This window comes from Fodinicola feengrottensis (genome assembly GCF_039530045.1).
GTDB classification, from domain to species: domain Bacteria; phylum Actinomycetota; class Actinomycetes; order Mycobacteriales; family HKI-0501; genus Fodinicola; species Fodinicola feengrottensis.
This window is the reverse complement of sequence record NZ_BAAANY010000040.1, coordinates 137709-158577: the sequence shown is the minus strand read 5'-3', so window position 1 is coordinate 158577 and position 20869 is coordinate 137709. Positions and strand designations below refer to the sequence as shown.

The following is a 20869-nucleotide window of genomic DNA, read 5'->3' as shown; positions in this document are numbered from 1 at the left end:
CGACACCCAACTGGGGAAAATGATCTAGCAAAAGTGGGGAATTTCAGCTAGCGCCATCATCGCGCACGTAGTAGTCACCAAGCGTGTCGTCGTACCGCCCAACAGTGCGGCAGCAGCGTTTGAAAGCGCCGCCCGGACCCACATGGGCAGGGGTCGTTGCCGCCGAGTTTTTCCACCAGCTCGGTGTCTTCGCCGACGAATCGGTGACCACGCTTGACGTGGGTCTCGCTAGAGGGAACCCCCTGCGGCGTTTGCTGCTGGGCTCAAAAGGACGCCTGGGCGTCGAAATCGTGGTCCATGACTGCCTCCTTGGTAAGGACGGCCCACGGTAGACCGCACCCGTAAGGCTGAGCCACCGAATTAAGGGCCACCGAATCAAGAGCGCCCGACAAGCGTCAGTTGACGCGACCGACAGAACCGTGCGGGCGCTGCGCCGGCCGCCGATCCGGCAGGCCAAGGTGGAGCTGTCGTTCCGCGTGCTCGGCCCGGCGCTCACCCGGGTCGCGGTCGAGCATCGCGGCTGGGAGGCGCTTACCGACGCGCAGGCCCACGAGGAGTGCGCACTGCCGGATGGTGGCGGCTATGCGGGTGGCTCGCACGTCCGCGGCTGGCAACAGATTCTGGCGCGGTCCGCGGCTGCCTTGGGCGAGCTGGTCGCCGCGGATCCGGCCGCGCAGGCAGGTCTGATCGCGCCCGAGGTGGTGACTTTCGTGTCTCCCAAGGGATCGCCACTCTCCCAAGAGTAAGATTAATGGATCTTTACCTCTACTTTAATCACCTGACAATTGTCACGTGACGTCCGATTAACTTTCGGTAATGGGCAACAGTTTCTTGGCCGGATACCCGGCCCCTGCTGGTGCGTCGTTGGCACGAATATGGGATTCTGCGCGTGAGTGCGGGTCGTAGCGTAATGGTCGTACCGCACCGAGACCATATTCGTGAAGGGGCAGGAACCATGTCTGAGGTTGACAGCTACAGCGTCGAGAGCGGTGGAGACTACGGCGTCCACGAGGACTACTCCAACGGGAACGCCGCTGAGTATTACGACACCAACCACGATGGTGTCGTCGACACCGCGTACGAGGACACCAACCACGATGGCGTCGCCGACACCGTCGAGGTGGACTCGAACGAGGACGGTCGCGTCGACGCCGTGGGTGTCGACAGCAACGAAGATGGCCACATTGACGCTGCCGCGTACGACACCAACTATGACGGCAAGGTCGACTACACCACGACCTGATTTAGCGGTCACATTGAGCGGTCAAAGAACGGCCAGCGGGCCGGTCTCCCCCAGTGGAGGCCGGCCCGCTGCTTTGTGGGGTGGCATGGATCGGGGATGGCGGGGTGGAAGGCGGAAGGTAAAGTTATAGTCAATTCGCACCACGGCGAAATTGACGAAAGGATCAGTCCCATGTCCCTCGACCACGACGGCGATGGCCACGTCGACGGCTACACGCAGAGCTACTCAGACGACACTTCCGCCGACTACGTTGACACCAACAGTGACGGCAATGTCGACACTGTGTACGCGGACACTGGCGGTGACGGATACGTCGACACCGTCTACAACGACTCCGACGGCGACGGCCAGGTCGACCACGTGTACACCGACACGAACGAGGACGGTCGCATTGACCACACCTATGCCGACAACAACGAGGACGGCAAGGTCGACTACGACTATTCCGGTGGCACCGCGCCGGAATACAACAGCAACTGAATTCCGGTTGTGAAGGGGCCCGGTCTCCGTGCGGGGACCGGCCTTTCCCATCCGTTGCGGAGGTGGCACGGATATGGGATGGTGCGCTGGCGATTGAGCCCTAAAGTAATTGCCAACAGCAGGACTGGATTCCCCAGGCGAAACGTTCAACCCGCGGTTCGGTCCGCGGTTCAGCCCAGAAAGGCACCGTGAAATGACGTACGAGACCGACAGTTACAACATCGACCACGATGGCGACGGGCATGTTGACGGTGTGCACGAGGACTTCTCCAACGGTACGTCGCAAGACGTGGTGGACACTGACCATAACGGCACGCTCGACACCGCTTATGAGGACCGCAGCGGCGACGGCTATGTGGACACGATCGAGCACGACAGTGATGGTGACGGCGTGGTCGACCACGTCTACACCGACACCAACGAAGACGGCACGGTCGACCACACCTATGCGGACAACAACGAGGACGGCAAGGTCGACTACGACTACTCTGGCGGCACCGCGCCGGACTATCCCAACAACTGAGCCAAAACCGTCCGCGAGCTCGACGTTTTCCTTCTGCTAGAAGGGGAGTTGTCGGGCTCGCGGTGGTTTATTGATTGCGCAGCTGGTAACGGTCCGCCCAGCCGGTGAGATCGCCGCGAGCCAGCGCCTCGGCGAGCAAGTCCGGGAATGCGTCTGGAGTGCAGGCGAAGGCCGGCACCCCGAGCGCGGCGAGAGCGGCCGCGTTCTCCCGGTCGTAGGACGGCGCGCCGGAGTCGGAAAGCGCCAACAGCGCCACCACTTGTACGCCAGCAGCGGTCATCGCGCGCATCCGCCGGAGCATCTCGGACCGCACGCCACCTTCGTAAAGATCAGAGATAAGAACGAAAAGCGTGTCGGTCGGCCGGGAGATCAGGGATTGCGCGTACGCGATCGCCCGGTTGATGTCGGTGCCGCCGCCGAGTTGGGTGCCGAAAAGAACCTCTACTGGATCGTGCAGGCGACCGGTCAGATCGACGATATTGGTGTCGAAGGCGATCACCGAGGTGCGCAATGCGGCGATGCTTGCCAGCACAGCACCGAAGACTCCCGCGTAGACCACCGATTCGGCCATCGAACCGGATTCGTCGATCGCCACGATCACGTCCCGCTGAACGGCATTCTGCCGCCTGCCGTATCCGACCAGTCGCTCCGGGATGACGGTTTTCTGGTCTGGCTGGTAATGCTTGAGATTCGCGTGAATGGTCCGGTTCCAGTCCACGTCCGGCAACCGCGGCCGACGGCTGCGGCTGGCCCGGGTGAGCGCGCCGGCGACCGCCGACCGGGTGGCCTGGGCGATCCGCCGCTCGACCTCGGTGACGACTGCTCCGACCACTTGACGAGCGGTCGCTTTCGCGGTTTCCGGCATCGCCTGGTGCAGCGACAACAAAGTGCCCACCAGGTGCACGTCTGGCTGGACGGACGCCAGCATTTCCGGCTCCAGCAACAATCGCGCGAGGTTCAGCCGGTCGATCGCGTCGGCCTGCATCACCTGCACGACACTGGATGGGAAGTACGTTCGGATGTCCGCCAGCCAGCGAGCCACCCGCGGCGCGGAATCCCCGAGCCCGGCCGACCGGTCACCACTTCCACGTTCGGGTGGCTCATAAAGCGCGTTCAAAGCGCCGTCCATGGCCGCGTCCGCACCGGAAACTCCGCCGAGCGCGGTGCTGGCCGGGTCGCCGAGCAGCAGTCGCCAGCGCCGCTGTCTGTTATCACTCATATCGGGGTCGCTCATTCGGCCACTCCCATCAAAAACGCGACGGTAGCGATCGCACCGGCGGCCCGCTCGGCGTCGATGTCGTCGGTCTCGCTTTCCGCCCGCACACTCGTACGCTTGCGTAGCTTGTCGGCCAGATTGCTCCGCTCGCCACTGGGCAACGTTCCGAAAGTGCGGCGCAGCAACGGAAGCACCGCGACGAAGTCATCGGCGTCCAATGTGGACACCCAGTCGTCCAGAATGCCGAGCAGTTCCGGGTCGTTCAGGAGCAGCAGCCCGCCGCCGGCCAGGAATCCCTGGATCCAGGCGGCTTTTCCGGTCGCGGTGGTGCCGATCGAGAGGGCCGCGTCGAGCCGCCGGGCCGCGTCACCAACCGGCAACCGGCCGCTGTCCAGCAGCAGCCGAACCATTCGACCGATCAGCAGTCCATGCACATCCCGCCGGTCGATCAGGCCGGCCAGCGTATCCAGCCAGCGTTCCCGGCCGTCGGTCTGGTCTCGCAGCGCGATCGCATCATGAACTTCATCGATGCGCTTACTCATCTGTTGCGCACCGGCGTCGTCCAACGACCCGATGCCAGCGGGCAGCCCGGCGCAGAGCCGGATCCCGATGGCGTCCGCGACCGCACCGAGCGCACCGGTGTCGGTGCCTCGTACGTCCCCATATCTCAGTGACCGAGCCAAAGCCGGCAGTGCGGCCATCAAATGCGCGATGTCCAGGTCGACCGCGGCTTTGGCGTCCAATGCGGACAGTACGACGTCCAATGCCTCGGGCAGGTCGGAAAGGAGTGCGCGCTCGACCACGTCGGTTACGTCGGTCAGGGTTTCGGCTTTGTCGGCCGCATCGACCAAAAGTGCGGCTGCCGCGGCCGCGACGGTGGTGCCCCAGCGGGCCGCGTCGATCACCGCGACCGCGAGTTCGGGCCGCCAGGCCAGTGTCCAGGTCTCGGCGAACGTACCGGTGTGCCGGACCTGCGAGTCCGCCATCACGGCCCAGTCCACGCCGATGGCGAGCAGCCGGTGCAGCAGCCGAGACCGTTCGCGGTCGTTGGGTTTACGCAGGTCAAGAGTGATTGTCTTCTCGGTGGCCGCGATCGCCAGCCGGAGCCGGCGGGCCTGCGCCCGCAGGTCCGCCTCCAGTGGCACGGTCGGCGCCGATGCCGGCACCGAGCCGAGTTTTTCGCCCACCACAAGGTTTGTGGTGACCAGATCGACCAGCATGTCACTGCCGTCGCAGAGCACCGAGCGGGTCGCTTCGGTCACTTCGGCGAGCCCGGCCAGGGATCGGCCGCGCAGCGCCGCGAGTGTTTCGGCCAGCCGGGTCGCCTCGATGACATGCGCGGACGACACCGGCAGGTCCTGGTCACGCAAAGTGGCGGCAACCGCGGTCAGCCATCGCACCACCGGCCGGTCGGCGGAGGTGAAGAGATGGTGATACCAGCCCGGGGAGGTGATGCCGGCGCCGTAGCCGGAGGCCGCTGCGATCCGGGTGTGCGTCCACGGCACCCAGGTCAGGGTGGCCTTGCGCTTGGCCAGCCCGGTCAGCAGCTGACGATCGGCGGTCGCGGTCGGGTACGGCGGGAGCAGCGCCGGCGCGTGCCACGCACCACACACCACCGCGATCGGGTCCGCGCCGTCCTTGATGGCTTTGCGCAGGACCGTACGCATCTGAGCTTCCCGCCGGTGCTCCCACGGATCGGTCGGCGGCATGGCCTCGCGCAGCGCCGCCATCGCCTCGATGACCGCTGGAAAAGGGCTGTCCGCCGCGGGATCGCGGGTTTCGATGACCGCGTCCCACCAGCGCTCCGGGTCGTCGTAGCCGGCCGCGGCGGCGAGCATCCCGAGCGGGTCCTGCTGCAGGTTGCCGCTGTCGGGGTCGCTATCGGGGCTGTCATCGGACGGTTCGCGGGCGAGCCCGGCGCCGGCCGGCAGGTCGCAGAACCGTACCGGCACGCCCGCGTCCAGCGCCCACCGGATTGCCTGCCATTCCGGCGAAAACGCGGTGAACGGCCAGAAGGACGCCCGGCGCGGCTGGTCCGGCAGGTACGCCAGCAGGGCCACCGGCGGTTCCATCTCCGGGTCCGCCGCCAGCTCCAGCAGCCCGTCGGCGTCCGGCGGGCCCTCGATCAGCACCACTTGCGGCCGCAGCCGCTCCAGCTCGGCCAGCACCGCCCGGGCCGAGCCCGGTCCGTGGTGCCGGATCGGCAGGATGGTCACGCTCACCCGGTGACCTCACGGCAGGCCCGGTAGAAGTCGGCCCACCCGTCCCGCTCGCGGACGACCGCCTCCAGGTATTCCACCCACACCACCCGGTCCGAGACCGGGTCGCGGATCACCGCGCCGAGGATGCCGGCGGCGATGTCGGACGGCCGCAGCACCCCGTCACCGAAATGTGCGGACAGCGCCAAACCGCTGGTCAGAACGGAGATCGCCTCGGCCGTCGAGAGGGTGCCCGAGGGTGACTTGAGCTTCGTACGCCCATCTTCGGTGCCGCCGGTGCGCAGCTCGCGGAACACCGTGACCACCCGGCGGATCTCGGCGACCGCGGCCGGCACCTCAGGCAGTTGCAGCGACCGGCCGAGCTGCTCGACTCGCCGGGCGACGATCTCCACTTCCTCCTCGGCGGAGGCCGGCAGCGGCAGGACGACCGTGTTGAACCGCCGCCGCAACGCGCTGGACAGTTCGTTCACGCCGCGGTCGCGGTCGTTGGCGGTGGCGATCACGTTGAAGCCGGGCACCGCCTGAACTTCGGTGCCGAGCTCGGGCACCGGCAGGGTCTTCTCGGACAGCACGGTGATCAACGCGTCCTGCACGTCGCTCGGGATCCGGGTCAGCTCCTCGATCCGGGCGATCCGGCCGTCGGTCATCGCGGTCATGATTGGCGAGGAGACCAGGGCGGCTGCGGTGGGCCCTTCGGCCAGCAGCCGGGCGTAGTTCCAGCCGTACCGAATGGCTTCCTCAGGCGTCCCGGACGTGCCCTGTACGAGCAGCGTCGAGTCGCCGCAAATCGCCGCGGCCAGGTGCTCGGACACCCAGGTCTTGGCGGTGCCCGGGACCCCGAGCAGCAACAACGCGCGGTCGGTGACCAGGGTCGCGACCGCTACCTCGACGAGGCGGCGAGGTCCGACATATTTCGGCGAGATGACCGTGCCGTCGGCCAGCGTGTCGCCGAGCAGGTACGTGACGACCGCCCATGGCGACAGCCGCCAGCGCGGCGGCCGCGGCCGGTCGTCGACTTTCGCCAGCGCCGCCAGCTCGTCCGCGTACTCCTGCTCGGCGTGCGGCCGCAGCAACTCGGTCAACGTGAACCCTCCGGCATCTGGTTCGGTCTGGCTGTCATCGCAGTCCCTCCAGCATCTGGCGGCGGAGGTCGATCAAGTGTGCGGCCCGGCGCAGAGCCGGCTCGGCGCGGCTGTCGGCGAACCGGTCAGCGAGCTGTCGCAGCAGCTCAGCGATCCGCGGACTGCTGTCGTCCGCGGCCGCGCGGTAGCCAACCAGCTCGATAGTGGCCGTTGGCACGTACGACTTCGGGTCCTCGGCCAGTGCCTCCAGCACGGCCTCCGACAGCGCCGACGGCCAAGGTCGCGGGCACCCACTGAGCAGCGACAACGCGCGTTGGCCGTCCTCGCGCAAGGCCTGCGCGACCACTCGCGTACGGGCCTGTGGAGGCAGGATCGTCAGCAGTGGCTGCGCTCGGTACGGCCCGAGGGCGGCGACCAGCGCGGTGGCCCACTCCAGGTTCTGCTCCAGCTGCGCGGCCTCGGTCCAGCCGGTCCGCAGCTCGCCGCCGAAGGGTTGGTTGTCGGTCAGCGCGAGCAGCTCGGCGGGGGTTAGGCCTGCGGTTACGTCAGCGGTCCAGGTCTTCAGCGGGGTGGCCGTGATGATCTGGCGCAACCAGAAAGCGGACAGCCCCTCGCCCTGGCGGCCGGGCTTTTCGGCGATCCCGTCGGCGCGCATGCCTGCGTCGTACGAGGGTGTCAGGACCAGCATTTTCGGCCGGCCGAGCAGCCGTTTCTCGAAGATCACCAGGGTCCGGGCCCGCTCAGCCATCCGCTGGCTGCGGCCCGAGTCGGGCAGTCGGCGCAGCAACTCCCAGGCGATTTCCCGGACTTCGCGCCGGCGATCGGTGGCGGCCAGGTTCAGGGCTGGCTCGTCAGCCGGAGTCAGCTGGTCGGCGAAGGCGGCCAGCAGGTCTCGCCGGTCTGGCAGCGACTCGTCATCCCAATCGGCCATAAGTGCCTCGCGAGCGGCGTCCGGGTCATACCGCCGAGCGGCCGCGAAATCGTCCCGCCGGCTGAGCGGATCGGCGAGCCGCCAGTCCGCCGGCAGCGGCGCGGCGGTGTCGCCGTACGCACGCAGCTTCCGCCACTGCGGTCGCTGTCCGGCCAGCCAGCGACCCCGCTCGCCGACCGCGCCCAGCAAGGCTTTCGCGAGGTCGCCGTGCCCGGCGGCGCGGTCCAGCAGACTCGGGATCTGGGCCTCCGGCACCCGCTGGCCGGCCGCCGTGATCGCGGTCGCCAACTCCTGGAGCAGGACGCTGTCGCCGCCCCCGAGAACGCCAACCAAAGCGGCTGTGACCAGCGAAGACGCGGTCGGTCGCAGGTCGTGCGGGGAGGGCTGCGGCCGGTTTGTGGAGGGCGCGGCCAGTGGTTGGCCGGCCCGCCGGTACGCGGTGAGGAAGGCAGCCGCGTCGAGCAGCGTCCCGGCCGGGTCGGCAGGTTGGTGTGCGTCGACCAGTTGGCGGACCGGCCGGGCGATGCCAGCCGGCAGCGTCGCGAGGTCGACCTGGCGGCGAGCCGTCCCCACCGTCGCCGCCGCGACCAGGTCGTCCCAACTGGTCATAGCCGGATCACCGCGGTTTCGGTCAGCACGGACACCGCTCTTACGCCGGTGGCCGTCCATTCGGCCAGCACGTCGACCGGGTGGCCGCCGGAGACCGCCACCAGTGGCCACGGATCGGCGCCCAGCAGCCGCACAGTGCCGTCGCCGACCAGCGTCCAGTCGTCGTCATGCCGTACGGGCGTCACCCCGGCGAGCAGGACCGGCCAGGCCTCCAGCCACGGATTGGCCGCCAGCCCGGCCGCCCACTGGCTGGCCGCCTGGGCCATCGTCCCTGGAGGCGCCGGTCCCGGAGGCATTGCGGCTATCTCTGAGATCCGCTGCGGTTCGCCGTGCCTTTCCCCGATCAGGACACGCAAACCTTCCGCGCCCGGATAGAAATGGGCGTCCGCTCGCACCTCTTCGCCTGGGATCAGCGAGGCGTCCAGCGACTGCTGCACCGAGGCCGCGTACGACAGGACGAGCGCCGGCCGCCCGGTCTGTTTGCCGAGCAACCACGCCCGCCGGGTCCGCAGCCGCGGGTCCTCGGTGTCCCGCCAGCCCAGCACCTGCCAGGTGTCGGTGACCGGCGCGGTGGCCAGCACGTCCTCCCGGCTCACCGGATAGCCGACCTGCGCCTTTACGGTCGCGGCCAGCGGCGCCGGCAACTCGCTGATGCGGCGATGCGCTCGTACCAGCAGCCGGAGCATCCCGTATTCGGCGAGCACCGTGTCCGTCCACCCGGTCCCGACCGTGCTGAGCCGCCGCAGCGTCCCGGCGACGGCCGGTGCCTGCGCGTCGACCATCCGGGCCGCCATCGCGTCCAGCTGCGCATATCCGCCACGGCTGAGCCCGGCCAGGCCGGTCCGCACCTGGTCGCTGAGCCACTGGTCCAGCTCGTCCAGCCCGGCGCTGACTCGCGCCTCCCGTTGCTCCGCGCGCTTGGCCGCGGCTACCGGGTCAGGGGTCCGCTCAGCTCGTACGGTCAGTGACTTGGCCGCGCGATCCTCCAGCCACTCACCCGCCCAAGGCGGAATCTCGGTGTCTGCGACCTGCCCGCTCGACCATCGCAGCAGCAGTGCGAGGGCATGCTTGCAGGGGAACTTGCGGCTCGGGCAGGTGCATTTGTAGGCGGGCCCGGTCAGGTCCACGATCACTTGGTACGGCCGTTTGCCGCTGCCCGCGCAGAGCCCCCACATGGCCGTGAACGTCTGAGTGTCGGCCGCGCCGGCCGCGCTCCACGGGCTGTCCGTGGACAGCCCTCTGGCGGCCCGCACCGACGCCTCGTCCGGCGCCAGTGCCAGCACCTGCTCCCCATCCCACCGCTGTCCCACGGTCGCCAAGCGTATCGACCACCGCCGACAGTCCGGGCGGGAATAGAAACCGGGGCGCCGGACGCTGTCACTCCCAATGCCCGCGGCCCCACCACGGACTGGAGGCGATGGATGCGCCGGCTCGCGCTCACCCAGCGTCGGCACGTCGACCTGTGCCGCGTGCACAGCTCCGTCTGTCCCGGCTAACCGCCGTCCGTCCGTCCCACCCAACCGGCTGTTTTCGCGGCCCTCGGGTCCCTTGGTGTTGGTACGAAAGGGAAATCCCTCCCCATGCCATATTTCGGGTTCGCGCTGACCGCGGCCGGCCACCATCGGGCCGGCTGGGCCGAGACCTCGGCCGATCCGCGCTCGCTGTTCACTGGTCAGCACTACGTGTCGCTGGCCCAGCTGGCCGAGCGCGGCCGCTTCGACTTCCTGACCATCGCTGACTCTTTCGCGCCTGTCGAAGGGGTTGGCGGTCAGCTCGACGCATTGTTGGTGGCCGCCCGCATCGGGCCGGCAACGGACCACATCGGGTTGCTGCCGACCGTGACCACCACTCATACCGAGCCGTTCCACGTGTCGAAATCGGTGGCCACGCTCGACTATGTGAGCAATGGCCGGGCCGGCTGGCACGCCGATGTCTCACGTACGGCCGCCGAGGCCGCACATTTCGGCCGTCGCCCAGCCGAATCGTCCGATCGACTGTGGGCTGAGGCCGGCGACGCGATCGACGTGGTGCGCCGGTTGTGGGACAGCTGGGAGGACGGCGCCGAGATCCGGGACGCGCCGACCGGACGTTTCATCGACCGGGACAAGCTGCATTACGTCGATTTCGCCGGCGAGTTCTTTTCCGTCCGCGGCCCGTCGATCACCCCGCGCTCACCGCAGGGCCAGCCACTGGTGTCCGTACGGGTGGACGATCCCGCGGCGCTGCCGATTGCCGCGCAGTGGGCCGATATCGTGCACAGCTCGGCCCGGCAACTGGCCGAGGCAACCGACATTCGCCAGCGGGTACGGGCCGCGGTGGCCGCCGCTGGCCGCGATCCGGACCAGGTGGCCTTTCTCGTCGACGTCGCCACCACGGTCGCCGGGTCGGAGCCGGAAGCGGTCGCACTGCAGGAAAGACTGGACCTAAGGGCCAGTTCCTCCACCAGTTGTTTGACTTTCGTCGGATCCGGCGCTGGTTTGGTTGATCTGATCGAGCAATGGCACGACGTGGTTGACGGTTTCACGCTGTCGGCCGCGGTGTTGCCGCAAGGACTCGAAGCGATCGTCGACCACGCCGTACCGATCCTGACCGACCGTGGACTTCTGCCGGCCGCGTACGCGTCGGGCTCGCTGCGGGACCGTTTTGGCCTGCCGCGGCCGGCCAGCCGTTACGCGGCCTGATCCGGAAGGACCTGACCATGCCGAAACAGATCCACCTCGCCGCCCATTTCCCCGGTGTCAACAACACCACGGTCTGGACCGACCCGCGCTCGGGCAGCAACGTCGACTTCCGCAGTTTCGTGCACCTCGCGCAAACCGCCGAGCGCGGCAAGTTCGACTTCTTCTTCCTGGCCGAAGGGCTGCGACTTCGGGAACAGCGCGGGAAGATCTTCGACCTCGATGTGGTGGGCCGGCCGGACACCTTCACCGTGCTCGCCGCTTTGGCGGCGGTGACCGAGAAACTCGGGCTGGCCGGCACGATCAACGCGACCTTCAACGAGCCGTACGAGCTGGCCCGCCAGTTCGCCACTCTCGACCACCTCTCAGCCGGCCGGGCCGGCTGGAACGTCGTCACGTCCTCGGATGCCTTCACCGGCGAGAACTTTCGCCGCGGCGGCTTTCTGGACCACTCGCAGCGGTACGAGCGAGCCGCCGAAATGGTGCAGGCCGCCCGCGAGTTGTGGGATTCCTGGGCCGCGGACGCGATCGTGGCCGACGGCCAGTTCGTCCGAGCTGGTGGCCTGCGGCCGTTTTCTCACCAGGGCAAGCAGTTTGACATCGCCGGTGAGTTCTCGGTACCACGGATGCCGCAGGGCCATCCGGTCATCATCCAGGCCGGTGACTCGGACAGTGGCCGGGAATTCGGCGCGGCGACCGCGGACGCGATCTTCTCCCGGCACGGCACTTTGGCCGAGGGGCAGGCTTTCTACCAGGACATGAAGTCGCGGCTGGCGAAATACGGCCGCCATCGCGACCAGCTGAAAATCCTGCCGGGCGTCACGTACATCCTCGGTGACACGCAGGCGCAGGCACACGAACTCGCCGCTGACGTACGACGCCAGCAGGTCGGTCCACAGACCGCGATCGCGTTCGCCGAACAACTCTGGAACCGGGATCTTTCCAGCTACGACCCGGAAGGTCCGCTGCCAGACGTGGATCCGGAGCCGGACGCCGTCTCGATTTCGCAGGGCCGGGCTCGTACCCACCGGGATCGGCTCGCGTCCGTGCAGAAATGGCGGGCGCTCGCCGCCGAGCGGAACCTCAGCCTTCGCGAGGTGGTCATCGAGATCACCGGCCGGCAGTCTTTCATTGGTACGCCTCGCCAAGTCGCCGAGGAGATCAACAGTTTCGTCCAGAACGACGCCTCCGACGGCTTCATCCTGGTGCCCCACCTGACTCCCGGCGGGCTCGATGACTTCGTCGACAAAGTGGTGCCAGAGCTGCAGGAACGTGGAGTTTTCCGTACCGAGTATGCCGGCTCGACGCTGCGGGAGCATCTCGGCTTGGCCCCCGTCGAAGAACGCGAGCAAAGCCCGTCGAGCGCGGTGGTTTCGGTATGACAGCGGCGCAAATCAATGCGGTGATCCTGGTCGGGCACCCACGGGCGGGGTCTCGTACGAGCGGACTGGCCGCCGCTGTGGCAGCGGCCCTCGGCGCCCGATGGGAGGCTGATTGGTGGCAGCCCCGCTGGCGGACGGTGGAGCTTGCGGACGTCGTACAGATCCGGATCGCCGGCCAACCCGACGACCGGCCGCCGCCGCCGACCACCGGCGATGATCCCTTTGCGTTGGTCCAAAATGCCCACCTGATCGTGGTCGCGACTCCGTCTTTCAAGGGCACTTACACCGGGTTGTTGAAGGCCTTTCTGGATCTGCTGCCGCCGGGGCATCTCGCCGACACCGTCGTGGTACCGGTCGCCGTCGCCGGCTCGCCAGCACACGTACGGTCCACATCGGACACTCTGAGTGCGGTGCTGCTGGAGGTGGGCGCGACAGTGCCGGCGCCGGCTTTGGGCGTGCCCGAGTCAGATCTCTCGCGGGCCGAGGCGGTGGCCTCCCAGTGGGTCGACGATCACGCGAAAGTTCTGGCTTCGGCACTGGAAAAGGTGGGTGTGGGATGAGCACCGTTTCGGCGCTGGTGACTGATTCATGCTCGGCAGGTGTCGAGCCGCTTTTCCGGGAGGTCTTTCGCCAGCACGCGGTCGGGGTCGCGGTTATCACCGCCGGCGCGGACAAACCTGTCGGGTTCACCGCCACTTCGTTGGTGTCGGTGTCCGCCGATCCGCCGTTGCTCAGCTTCAACATCTCTCGTACGGCGTCGAGCTGGCCGACCCTGAGCCGTAGCGAGTACGTGGCGGTGCACCTGCTTGCCGAGCACCAGGGCGACCTCGCCAGGGTCTTCGCGACCAGCGGCATCGACCGTTTCGCCGCGGTGCCGGGCTGGCGGCACGGGCCGTACCAGGTGCCGCTGCTGCCCAACGTGCTGGCTCACCTGGTGGCCCGCGTACACACTCGGATCGAGGCCGGTGACCACGTCGTGGTGATCGCCGCAGTGGTCGATGGCGCGGTGCCAGCAGGCGCTGGAATCGACGGCCCGCACCCCGAGGCGGCTCCGCTGGTCGCCCACCAGGGCATCTGGAAAGGGCTGCGATGAAACGCAAACCCATGAGCGGGGAGAGTCCGATGACCCGTACTCCACTGTCCATTCTCGATCTGTCGCCGGTGCCGGCTGGCGGGACTGCCCGCGATGCCGTCCGCAACAGCGTTGAGCTGGCCCAAAAAGCCGAGGCAGCTGGCTTTCACCGCTACTGGCTCGCCGAGCACCACATCGCGACCGGCGTGGCTTCTTCGGCGACCGCGGTGCTGATCGGCCAGGTGGCGGCCGCGACCAGCCGGATCCGGGTCGGCGCCGGCGCCATTCAACTGGGACACCACACGGCCCTGTCGGTGGCGGAGGAATTCGGCACGTTGGCCGCGTTCTATCCCGGTCGGATCGACCTCGGCCTCGGGCGTTCGGGCCATCGCAAGCCGCCACCGCCAGGTGTCAAAATCCCGGAACCGCCCAAGCAGGAGCCGAAAGTCATCGACGGACTGCTGGTCCCGGGACCTTTTCCGATCGGCCGGGCGGCCCGGTCGGGAAAGCTCGCGCTGGAAAACAGCCTGCTGCACCTGCCCGGCTCGACCCCGGTCGACTACGCGGACTCGGTGCACGACATTCTCGCTTTCCTTGCTGGTACGTACAAATCCGGCGACTGCGTGCAGGCGCATGCGGTTCCCGGTGAGGGCGCCGACGTGCAGCCGTGGATTCTGGGCAGCAGCGGCGGGGAAAGTGCGATCCTGGCCGGCAAGCTCGGCCTGCCGTTCGCGGCCGCGTACCACGTGGCGCCGGCTGGGGTGCTGGCCGCGATCGATGCCTACCGGTCGGCGTTCCGGCCCTCCCAGTGGCTGTCCGAGCCGTATGTGGTGGTGTCCGCGGACGTGGTCGTCGCCGAGACGGACGCGAAGGCCGCCGAGCTGGCGGCGCCGTACGGACTGTGGGTGCTGGCGATTCGCAGCGGCAAGGGCGCTCGCTCGTATCCGTCGGCCGCCGAAGCCGCCGCGTACAACTGGACCGACGAGGACCGCGAGCTGGTCACCGACCGAGTCGACACCCAGTTGGTCGGCTCGCCGGCGACCGTCGCCGCGAAGCTGGCGGTCGTACGAGCCGCCACCGGCGCGGACGAACTGCTGATCACCACCATCACGTACGACCACGCGGACCGGGTCCGCTCGCACCAGCTGATCGCCGAAGAATGGCTCGGCTGAGTTTCGCCGTTCGCGCCGCCGGGTAACCGGCCTCGGGAACGTCACCTTCGCGTGGGGATGGAGCCTTGCGGGGGTGACGTTTTCGGGGTCAGTCGCGCACGGTGAGGAACACGACGGCGAGGATGACGGTCAGCCAGGCCGCGCCGAACAGGAAGCCGCCGAGCACGTCGGTCAGCCAATGGACGCCCAGGTAGAGCCTGCTGGTGGCGATCATCAGCACCAGCGCGGCGGCGGCCGCCACCACCGCGATCCGGGCCCAGCGCGCCCGTACCATCAGGCACCCGAGGTAGGCGAGCACGCCGTACGTCGCGACCGACAGCAGCGTGTGGCCGGACGGGTACGCATACCCAGTCACCTGAGTCAGCCAGTCCAGCTCCGGCGGCCGTGCCCGGTGGATCAGGAGTTTGGCCATATTGCTGGAAATCTCGGCACCGGTCAGGGTAGCCGCCACCAGCGCGACCGGCCACAGCGAGCGCAGCCGCCAGCTCGCGAGGGCCGTTACCACGAGCGCGACCACATACAGCCCTACGCCCGCGCCGAGGCTGGTGGCTAGTTCGAACACGCTGGTCAGCGGGCCGGTCCGGTGGCCCAGCGCGTACCCGAGAACAGGCCGGTCCCAGTCCGCTATCCCGCTGGCCTGGCGGATCGAGTGCAGCACCGCGGCGAAGCCGCCGGCGAACACCACCACCGCGATGATGCCGGCCGCGACCACCTGCCCGGGTTCGGGCCGCCGGCCCTTGACGACGAGGTGCTGCATGGTTCGACTCTAGGTCGCGTTTCCCAACCCCAGGTCGCCAAGACCCACGGCTGCCTGACTCTTGGGTCGTGTTTGCGCACTCCAGGTTCTGCCAGCCGGCCGCGGGTTGGGGTTGGGGTACCCGCGGCCGGCTGGGATCAGGGCCTTGGCCCCTCATCGTCTAGACGCACGACGGTAGGTGGGAGGTTGCGTCCAAACCCAGACCTGGCACGAATCCGTTCTTTGCATTCCTCGAACATTCGGGCGCCAGAGTGGGCGGCATGGGAGCTCAGATCAGCGCGAGAGCGGCAGTCAGCCGGTTGCTGCGGCGGACCGGCTTCAACGCGCCAGGCCAGGCCGTCGATGCGGCGGTGACCAGCGGGTTCGCGGCGACTGTGGATCGCGTGCTGGCCGCCCCACCATCGACCGGCACGCAGCCTCCGAGTTTCGCCGCACTCACCGCGCCGGGGAAGGGGGACAAGGCGGCTCGGCAGACGTACGCGAAGCAGCTGAAGGCGCAGACCGAGCAGCTGGTGCTGTGGTGGCTGGATCGGATGGTGGCCGCCGACCAGCCGTGGGTGGAGAAGCGCACGCTGCTCTGGCACGGGCACTGGGCGACCTCGGTGAAGAAGGTGAAGTCGCCGGCCGCGATGGTGGCACAGAACCAGACCGAGCGGCAGCTCGGTGGCGCGGATTTCGGGGCTTTCGCGAAGCAAATGGTACGCGACCCGGCGCTGATGATCTGGCTGGACGCGAGCGGCAACACCGCGAAGGCGCCAAACGAGAACCTCGCCCGCGAGCTGATGGAGCTTTTCACGCTCGGAGTCGGGCACTACTCGGAAAATGACGTGCGGCAGGCCGCGCAGGCGCTGACCGGGTGGCGAGTGGATCGCAAGGCCGCCATCATGACCGCGACTTTTGCCGCGCAGCGACACGCCAGCGGGCCGCAGACGATTCTCGGCACGACCGCGGACTTCACCGACCAGACCCTGGTGGATCTGCTGGTCAGCAGGCCCGATTCGGCGCCTTATCTGGCCACTCGGATGTGGGGGTGGTTGGTCGCTCCTACCCCGCCAAGCGCGTCCAGCCTGGCCCGGATCACCAGTGCGTACGGGCCAAAACGCGACCTGACCGCGATGTTTCGGGCGATCTTCAGCGATCCGGCCTTTCTCGATGCGGACAGCGTGATCGTGAAACAACCGATCGACTACGCCGTGGGGATGTTCCGTGACCTGAAACTGCGTCCGTCCACAGTGGACAAGAAGCTCCAGTCCGGCCTGCTTCGGGGGCTGGCCGGGCTGGGACAGGTGCCGTTCGATCCGCCGAATGTCGGCGGCTGGCCGACCGGTGGCGCCTGGCTGACCACGTCGGCCGCGCAGGCTCGGATCAAGCTCGCCGAGTCGCTGGCCAAGGCCGCCGATCTCAAGGCGCTGTCGGCGCAAAGCGTCAGCCAGCGGCCCGCGTACGTGGCCGCGATGCTCGGCGTCGATGCCTGGACCGCTCGTACCCAGGGCGTGCTTTCCAGCGCTGCCAGCGATCCGGCCGAGCTTCTCACGCTGGCGCTGGCCGCGCCCGAATACATCGTCAGTCGCTGAAGGGGAACCATGGACACGTTGACACGCCGCAAGTTCCTGCTCGCGAGCGGAGTGACCGCCGGTGTCGCGCTGGTGGGCGGCGCCACCGCGGTGACGCTGCATGAGGTGATGGCCGCGGCGGAGGCGAATCCACTGCCGGGCGACGCTTCGGTGCTCGTTCTTGTCACGCTTTACGGCGGAAATGACGGGCTGAACACGGTCATACCGGCCGGCGATCCGGTTTATCACAGCTCGCGGACGGATCTCGCGTACGAGGAGAAGGACGTGTTGCCGCTCGCCGACGGGCTCGGTCTGAACCCGTCGATGAAGGGGTTCAAAACGTTGTGGGACAGCAAAAAGCTGGCGATCGTACGTGGAGTGTCCTATCCGAAGCCGGATCACAGCCACTTTCGCTCGATGGCGATCTGGCAGACCGCCTCGCCGACCAGCCCGCTGCCCACCGGCTGGCTGGGCCGGTGGCTGGACGCGAACGGCCGGGATCCGTTGAAAGCGATCGCGATCGGGTCGACGCTGCCGCCGCTGCTCGCCGGCGCCGAGGTGGCCGGTGCGGCGCTGCCGCTCGGTGGCATCACCATCCCGTCAGCCCTGCATTCGCCGGTGCAGTCGATGGGTCGGACCGACCCGGCCGACCCGGCGTTGGAAGCCCGGGCCGCCGGCTCGATGACGGATCTTCTCCGGGTGGAACAAACTTTCGCCGCACACACCGCGAAGTCGGAGCCGCCGGACGACCCGGAGCGGCCCACCGATGGCAACTCCGGCGGCGGGCAGGGCGCGTTGGGCGCGCAACTCGACGTGGTGGCGCGATGTATAGCGGCGAATGCGCCCACTCGTGCGTACAGCGTCAGCCTGGGCGGTTTTGACACGCACTCCAACGAAAAAGGCACCCAGTCCAAGCTGCTCGGTGAGTTGGACAGCGCGGTCAACGGATTCCTCGGCAAGGTCAAGGGAAAGCAGGTCGTGGTCGCGGTCTATTCCGAATTCGGCCGCCGAGTGGCCGCGAATGCCAACCAGGGCACCGATCACGGCACCGCCGGCCCGGTTTTCATTGCTGGCGAACCAGTCGCCGGCGGCTTCTACGGCGACGAACCAAGCCTCGCGAAACTGGACGACGGTGACCTGGCCGCGACGACGGACTTCCGGGATGTGTACGCGACGCTGGTCGGCAAGGTGTTGGGCACCGATCCGGGCCAGATCCTGGGCGCCGGCCGGCAACAGCTCGCGTTCCTGTGACGGCCGTGCGTACGCTCACGCCGTGACCACGGAGTCCAGCAAGGGGCTCGTCCTGCTGGTCGAGGACGAGCGGCCGATCGCCGACCTGCAGCGGATGTATCTGCGCCGGGACGGATTCGGTGTGCACATTTGCGCCGATGGCCGGTCCGGGCTGTCCGCGGCTCGTACCCTGCACCCGGTCGCGATCGTGCTCGACATCCGGCTGCCCGAGCTGGATGGACTGGAGGTCTGCAAAGCGCTACGCGCGGATGGCAATCGGACGCCGATCCTGTTCGTCACCGCGCGTGACGACGAGGCCGACCGGATCCTCGGCCTGGAGATGGGCGCCGACGACTACCTGACCAAGCCGTTCTCGCCACGGGAGCTGGTCGCCCGCGTCAAGGCGGTCCTGCGGCGCGGCGCCGACGCCTGGCCGCCGCCCATCCTGACGAATGGCCTGGTCAGCACGGATGTGGCCGGTCGGGGAGTGCGGGTCGGGGAGGCCGGTGTGGAGCTGACGGCGACCGAGTTCGACCTGCTCGCGCACCTGCTCCGCAGGCCCGGCCAGGTCTTCTCTCGCGAGCAGCTGCTCGCGCAGGTCTGGGGGCACGCCGGGCCGGGCAGTCGTACGGTCGACGTGCATGTCGCCCAGCTGCGCTCCAAACTCGGCGACGCGTGCCCGATCCGTACTTTCCGTGGCGTCGGCTACGGCGTCGACCGCCCATGAGGACACTGCCCACACTGAAGACGCTCGGTTTCCGGATCGGCCTGGTCACCACGGCCGTCGCGGTGGTGTGCCTGCTGGTCGCCGCGATCGTCTCGTACCCGCTGATCCGGTCCGCCGCGGAAACTCAGGCCCGCCGCCAGTTGGCCCGCCAGGCCACCCTGGTCGCCGGCCTGAACCCGCAGCGCACCGCCTCGGCGAAGGTGCGCCAGCTGTTGTCCAAGGCTGGCACCAAACTGACGATCGCGTTGCCCGGCGGCGAGGTGCGCGGCGAGGTGTTGCCGGCCGCTGACATGAAGGCTTTGCTGGCTGGGCAGGCATTTTCCCGGGTCGAGACGGTCGATGGTGAGCGCTCGTACGTGGAAGGCCGGCCGCTGGACGACGGCGGCGGGCTCGCGCTCGTACAAGTGGCAAGCCTCGCGCCAAAGGATCAGGACGAGTTCCTGTGGCGAGAGCTGGTCGCCGCCCTCGCCGGCCTGTTGGTGGCCGTCGCCGCCGGCGTACTTTTGGCCCGAAGACTGGCAAGACCGCTGCGGTTGACCTCAGCTGGCGCCCGCCGGATGGCGGCTGGCGAGCGGTCCGTACGGGTGACGCCGAGCGGCCCGGTCGAGGTCGCCTCGGTGGCCGAAGCGGTGAATTCGCTGGCCGGTGCGCTGGAGGTGAGCGAGCGCCGGCAGCGCGACTTTTTGCTTTCCGTATCACATGAACTGCGTACGCCCCTGACCACCATCCGCGGGTTCGCCGAGGCTCTGTCCGATGGCGTTGCTGACGACGCGGTAGGCACCGGCCAGATCATGCTGACCGAGGCGCAGCGGCTGGACCGGCTGATCGGCGACCTGCTCGACCTCGCCCGGCTGCAGGCCCAGGACTTCCGGATCGACCACGCGCCCACCGACCTCGCCGAGGTCGTCCGCGCCGCCGCCCAGGTCTGGTCCGCTCGCTGCACTGCCGCCGGGCTGGTTTTCCGGTTGGAGGCAGCCGATTCACCTGTCGTCGTACGCACCGATCCGGGCCGTGTCCGGCAGATTGTCGACGGCCTCGCCGACAACGCCCTGCGCGCCACCCCCGCCGGCGCCATGATGGTCATCGCGCTGCGCGTCGAACCGGGTTCCGCGGTGCTGGAAGTCCGCGACGGCGGCCCCGGCCTGAACCCGGAAGACCTCGCGGTGGCCTTCGAGAAGTCGGTGCTGACCGAGCGTTACCGCGGACAACGCCCCGGCGGCACCGGCATCGGTCTCGCCCTGGTCCGCGGCCTCGTCGTACGCCTCGGCGGCACCATCACCGCCAGCACCGCCCCCGAAGGCGGCGCCCGCTTCACCATCCACCTCCCCACCCCCTGACCACCCTCGCGAGGGTGACGTTTCAGGGTCGGAATGCCCCGTTTCTCACCCCACAACGTCGCCCTCGCGTCGTCCATACCTTCACCCCGGATCAGGGCTGAAGGCGGTAAACTCGCGAATATGAGTGGCGAACGCGACGAGCTGGCTCGCCTGGTCCAGGAGTTGCCGGACGAGCAGGTACCCAAGGCGCTTGAAGAGGTCCGCGGGCGGTTGCGTCCCGCGCGCCAATGGCCGCCGGCCTGGTTCGGTATAGCCCCCGGTGACGGCACCGACATCGCAGCCCGCAGCGAAGACGTCCTTGCTGAGGGCTTCGGTCGGTAAGTGTGCTCATCTGCGACACCGGCCCGCTGGTGGCGGCCGCATTGTTCAAAGACGCGGATCATCATCGATGTGTCGAACTGTTTACCGGCATGCACCTGGCCAACCGCAGGCTAATCATGCCGACGACCGTAGTTGCTGAGGTGGGATATCTCTTGGCAACCAAAGCCGGGCCGCGGGCCGAGGCCGCGTTTCTGGGCGCCTTGTCTGAAGGGGACTTCGAAACAGCTGAACTGCGCAGCAGTGACTACGCGCGGATGGCTGAGCTGGTCGCGCAGTATGGCGACTTGCCGCTGGGCACCACGGATGCCTCCGTAATCGCACTGGCCGAGCGACTCGG

21 protein-coding genes and 1 pseudogene are annotated in these 20869 nt (G+C 68.2%); 15 read left to right on the top strand and 7 right to left on the bottom strand.

Annotation, left to right across the window (positions count from 1 at the left end; translation table 11 throughout):
- Positions 1 to 74: 74 nt before the first annotated feature.
- Positions 75 to 176 carry an SEC-C metal-binding domain-containing protein gene (locus ABD301_RS42650; protein ID WP_390624007.1) on the bottom strand — a complete coding sequence of 34 codons (102 nt, stop codon included), beginning with the start codon at positions 174 to 176 and terminating at the stop codon, positions 75 to 77.
- A 243-nt stretch (positions 177 to 419) separates the two neighbouring features.
- On the opposite strand from ABD301_RS42650, the gene ABD301_RS38080 reads away from it, so the two are divergent.
- The 4 genes from ABD301_RS38080 (at position 420) to ABD301_RS38065 (ending at position 2246) form a co-directional block, all read left to right on the top strand.
- Complete coding sequence (locus ABD301_RS38080; protein WP_163568406.1) at positions 420 to 746, top strand: SRPBCC family protein; 327 nt, start codon at positions 420 to 422, stop codon at positions 744 to 746.
- Between the two features lie 209 nt (positions 747 to 955).
- Entirely contained in the window at positions 956 to 1243 is a 288-nt protein-coding gene (locus ABD301_RS38075) for a hypothetical protein (RefSeq protein WP_279580292.1), read from the top strand.
- 171 nt (positions 1244 to 1414) lie between these two features.
- Positions 1415 to 1723 carry a hypothetical protein gene (locus ABD301_RS38070; RefSeq protein ID WP_163568407.1) on the top strand — a complete coding sequence of 103 codons (309 nt, stop codon included), beginning with the start codon at positions 1415 to 1417 and terminating at the stop codon, positions 1721 to 1723.
- A 193-nt stretch (positions 1724 to 1916) separates the two neighbouring features.
- Positions 1917 to 2246 (top strand): hypothetical protein, encoded by a 330-nt coding sequence (locus ABD301_RS38065; RefSeq protein ID WP_163568408.1) that lies wholly within the window; start codon positions 1917 to 1919, stop codon positions 2244 to 2246.
- Between the two features lie 67 nt (positions 2247 to 2313).
- On the opposite strand, the gene ABD301_RS38060 is transcribed toward ABD301_RS38065, so the two are convergent.
- From ABD301_RS38060 to ABD301_RS38040, 5 genes are read right to left on the bottom strand one after another with little or no spacing between them, the layout of a single operon-like run.
- Positions 2314 to 3480: a VWA domain-containing protein gene (locus ABD301_RS38060; protein ID WP_425552016.1), complete on the bottom strand. Its 1167-nt coding sequence runs from the start codon at positions 3478 to 3480 to the stop codon at positions 2314 to 2316.
- Complete coding sequence (locus ABD301_RS38055) at positions 3477 to 5684, bottom strand: DUF5682 family protein (RefSeq protein WP_344314942.1); 2208 nt, start codon at positions 5682 to 5684, stop codon at positions 3477 to 3479. Before ABD301_RS38055 ends, ABD301_RS38060 begins: the two co-directional genes overlap by 4 nt.
- Positions 5681 to 6763 carry an ATP-binding protein gene (locus ABD301_RS38050; protein WP_344314941.1) on the bottom strand — a complete coding sequence of 361 codons (1083 nt, stop codon included), beginning with the start codon at positions 6761 to 6763 and terminating at the stop codon, positions 5681 to 5683. Before ABD301_RS38050 ends, ABD301_RS38055 begins: the two co-directional genes overlap by 4 nt.
- A gap of 34 nt (positions 6764 to 6797) precedes the next feature.
- Positions 6798 to 8303, bottom strand: coding sequence for a DUF5691 domain-containing protein (locus ABD301_RS38045; RefSeq protein ID WP_344314940.1), 1506 nt, complete (start codon positions 8301 to 8303; stop codon positions 6798 to 6800).
- Positions 8300 to 9613, bottom strand: coding sequence for an SWIM zinc finger family protein (locus ABD301_RS38040; protein ID WP_344314939.1), 1314 nt, complete (start codon positions 9611 to 9613; stop codon positions 8300 to 8302). Before ABD301_RS38040 ends, ABD301_RS38045 begins: the two co-directional genes overlap by 4 nt.
- A gap of 270 nt (positions 9614 to 9883) precedes the next feature.
- Here ABD301_RS38040 and ABD301_RS38035 point away from each other — a divergent pair, with 270 nt between their 5' ends.
- Genes ABD301_RS38035 through ABD301_RS38015 form a run of 5 tightly spaced genes read left to right on the top strand, consistent with a single transcriptional unit; the run spans position 9884 to position 14607 of the window.
- Positions 9884 to 10984: an LLM class flavin-dependent oxidoreductase gene (locus ABD301_RS38035; protein ID WP_344314938.1), complete on the top strand. Its 1101-nt coding sequence runs from the start codon at positions 9884 to 9886 to the stop codon at positions 10982 to 10984.
- A 17-nt stretch (positions 10985 to 11001) separates the two neighbouring features.
- Positions 11002 to 12363: an NtaA/DmoA family FMN-dependent monooxygenase gene (locus ABD301_RS38030; RefSeq protein ID WP_344314937.1), complete on the top strand. Its 1362-nt coding sequence runs from the start codon at positions 11002 to 11004 to the stop codon at positions 12361 to 12363.
- Entirely contained in the window at positions 12360 to 12923 is a 564-nt protein-coding gene (locus ABD301_RS38025) for an NADPH-dependent FMN reductase (RefSeq protein ID WP_163568413.1), read from the top strand. Before ABD301_RS38030 ends, ABD301_RS38025 begins: the two co-directional genes overlap by 4 nt.
- The gene (locus tag ABD301_RS38020) at positions 12920 to 13456 is read left to right on the top strand and encodes a flavin reductase family protein (RefSeq protein WP_163568414.1); all 537 of its coding nucleotides are present in this window, start codon (positions 12920 to 12922) and stop codon (positions 13454 to 13456) included. The genes ABD301_RS38025 and ABD301_RS38020 overlap by 4 nt, the downstream gene beginning before the upstream one ends.
- A gap of 29 nt (positions 13457 to 13485) precedes the next feature.
- On the top strand, positions 13486 to 14607 hold the full coding sequence (locus ABD301_RS38015; protein ID WP_344314936.1) for an LLM class flavin-dependent oxidoreductase: 1122 nt from the start codon (positions 13486 to 13488) through the stop codon (positions 14605 to 14607).
- An 88-nt stretch (positions 14608 to 14695) separates the two neighbouring features.
- Here the strand turns inward: ABD301_RS38015 and ABD301_RS38010 are convergent, their stop codons facing one another.
- Positions 14696 to 15364 (bottom strand): phosphatase PAP2 family protein, encoded by a 669-nt coding sequence (locus ABD301_RS38010; RefSeq protein WP_344314935.1) that lies wholly within the window; start codon positions 15362 to 15364, stop codon positions 14696 to 14698.
- A 260-nt stretch (positions 15365 to 15624) separates the two neighbouring features.
- Between ABD301_RS38010 and ABD301_RS38005 the strand changes: the two genes are divergently transcribed.
- The 6 genes and pseudogenes from ABD301_RS38005 to ABD301_RS37980 form a co-directional block, all read left to right on the top strand.
- A complete protein-coding gene (locus tag ABD301_RS38005; protein WP_344314934.1) occupies positions 15625 to 16938 on the top strand; it encodes a DUF1800 domain-containing protein in 1314 nt (437 codons plus the stop codon).
- A gap of 9 nt (positions 16939 to 16947) precedes the next feature.
- Positions 16948 to 18168 (top strand): DUF1501 domain-containing protein, encoded by a 1221-nt coding sequence (locus tag ABD301_RS38000; protein WP_344314933.1) that lies wholly within the window; start codon positions 16948 to 16950, stop codon positions 18166 to 18168.
- 22 nt (positions 18169 to 18190) lie between these two features.
- On the top strand, positions 18191 to 18874 hold the full coding sequence (locus tag ABD301_RS37995) for a response regulator transcription factor (protein WP_163568417.1): 684 nt from the start codon (positions 18191 to 18193) through the stop codon (positions 18872 to 18874).
- Positions 18871 to 20211, top strand: a complete 1341-nt coding sequence (locus ABD301_RS37990; protein ID WP_344314932.1) for a sensor histidine kinase — start codon at positions 18871 to 18873, stop codon at positions 20209 to 20211. The genes ABD301_RS37995 and ABD301_RS37990 overlap by 4 nt, the downstream gene beginning before the upstream one ends.
- A 120-nt stretch (positions 20212 to 20331) precedes the next feature.
- Positions 20332 to 20532 carry a hypothetical protein gene (locus tag ABD301_RS37985; RefSeq protein ID WP_163568420.1) on the top strand — a complete coding sequence of 67 codons (201 nt, stop codon included), beginning with the start codon at positions 20332 to 20334 and terminating at the stop codon, positions 20530 to 20532.
- Between the two features lie 2 nt (positions 20533 to 20534).
- A pseudogene (locus ABD301_RS37980) lies at positions 20535 to 20840 on the top strand (type II toxin-antitoxin system VapC family toxin); the annotation flags it as partial.
- Positions 20841 to 20869 lie beyond the last annotated feature (29 nt).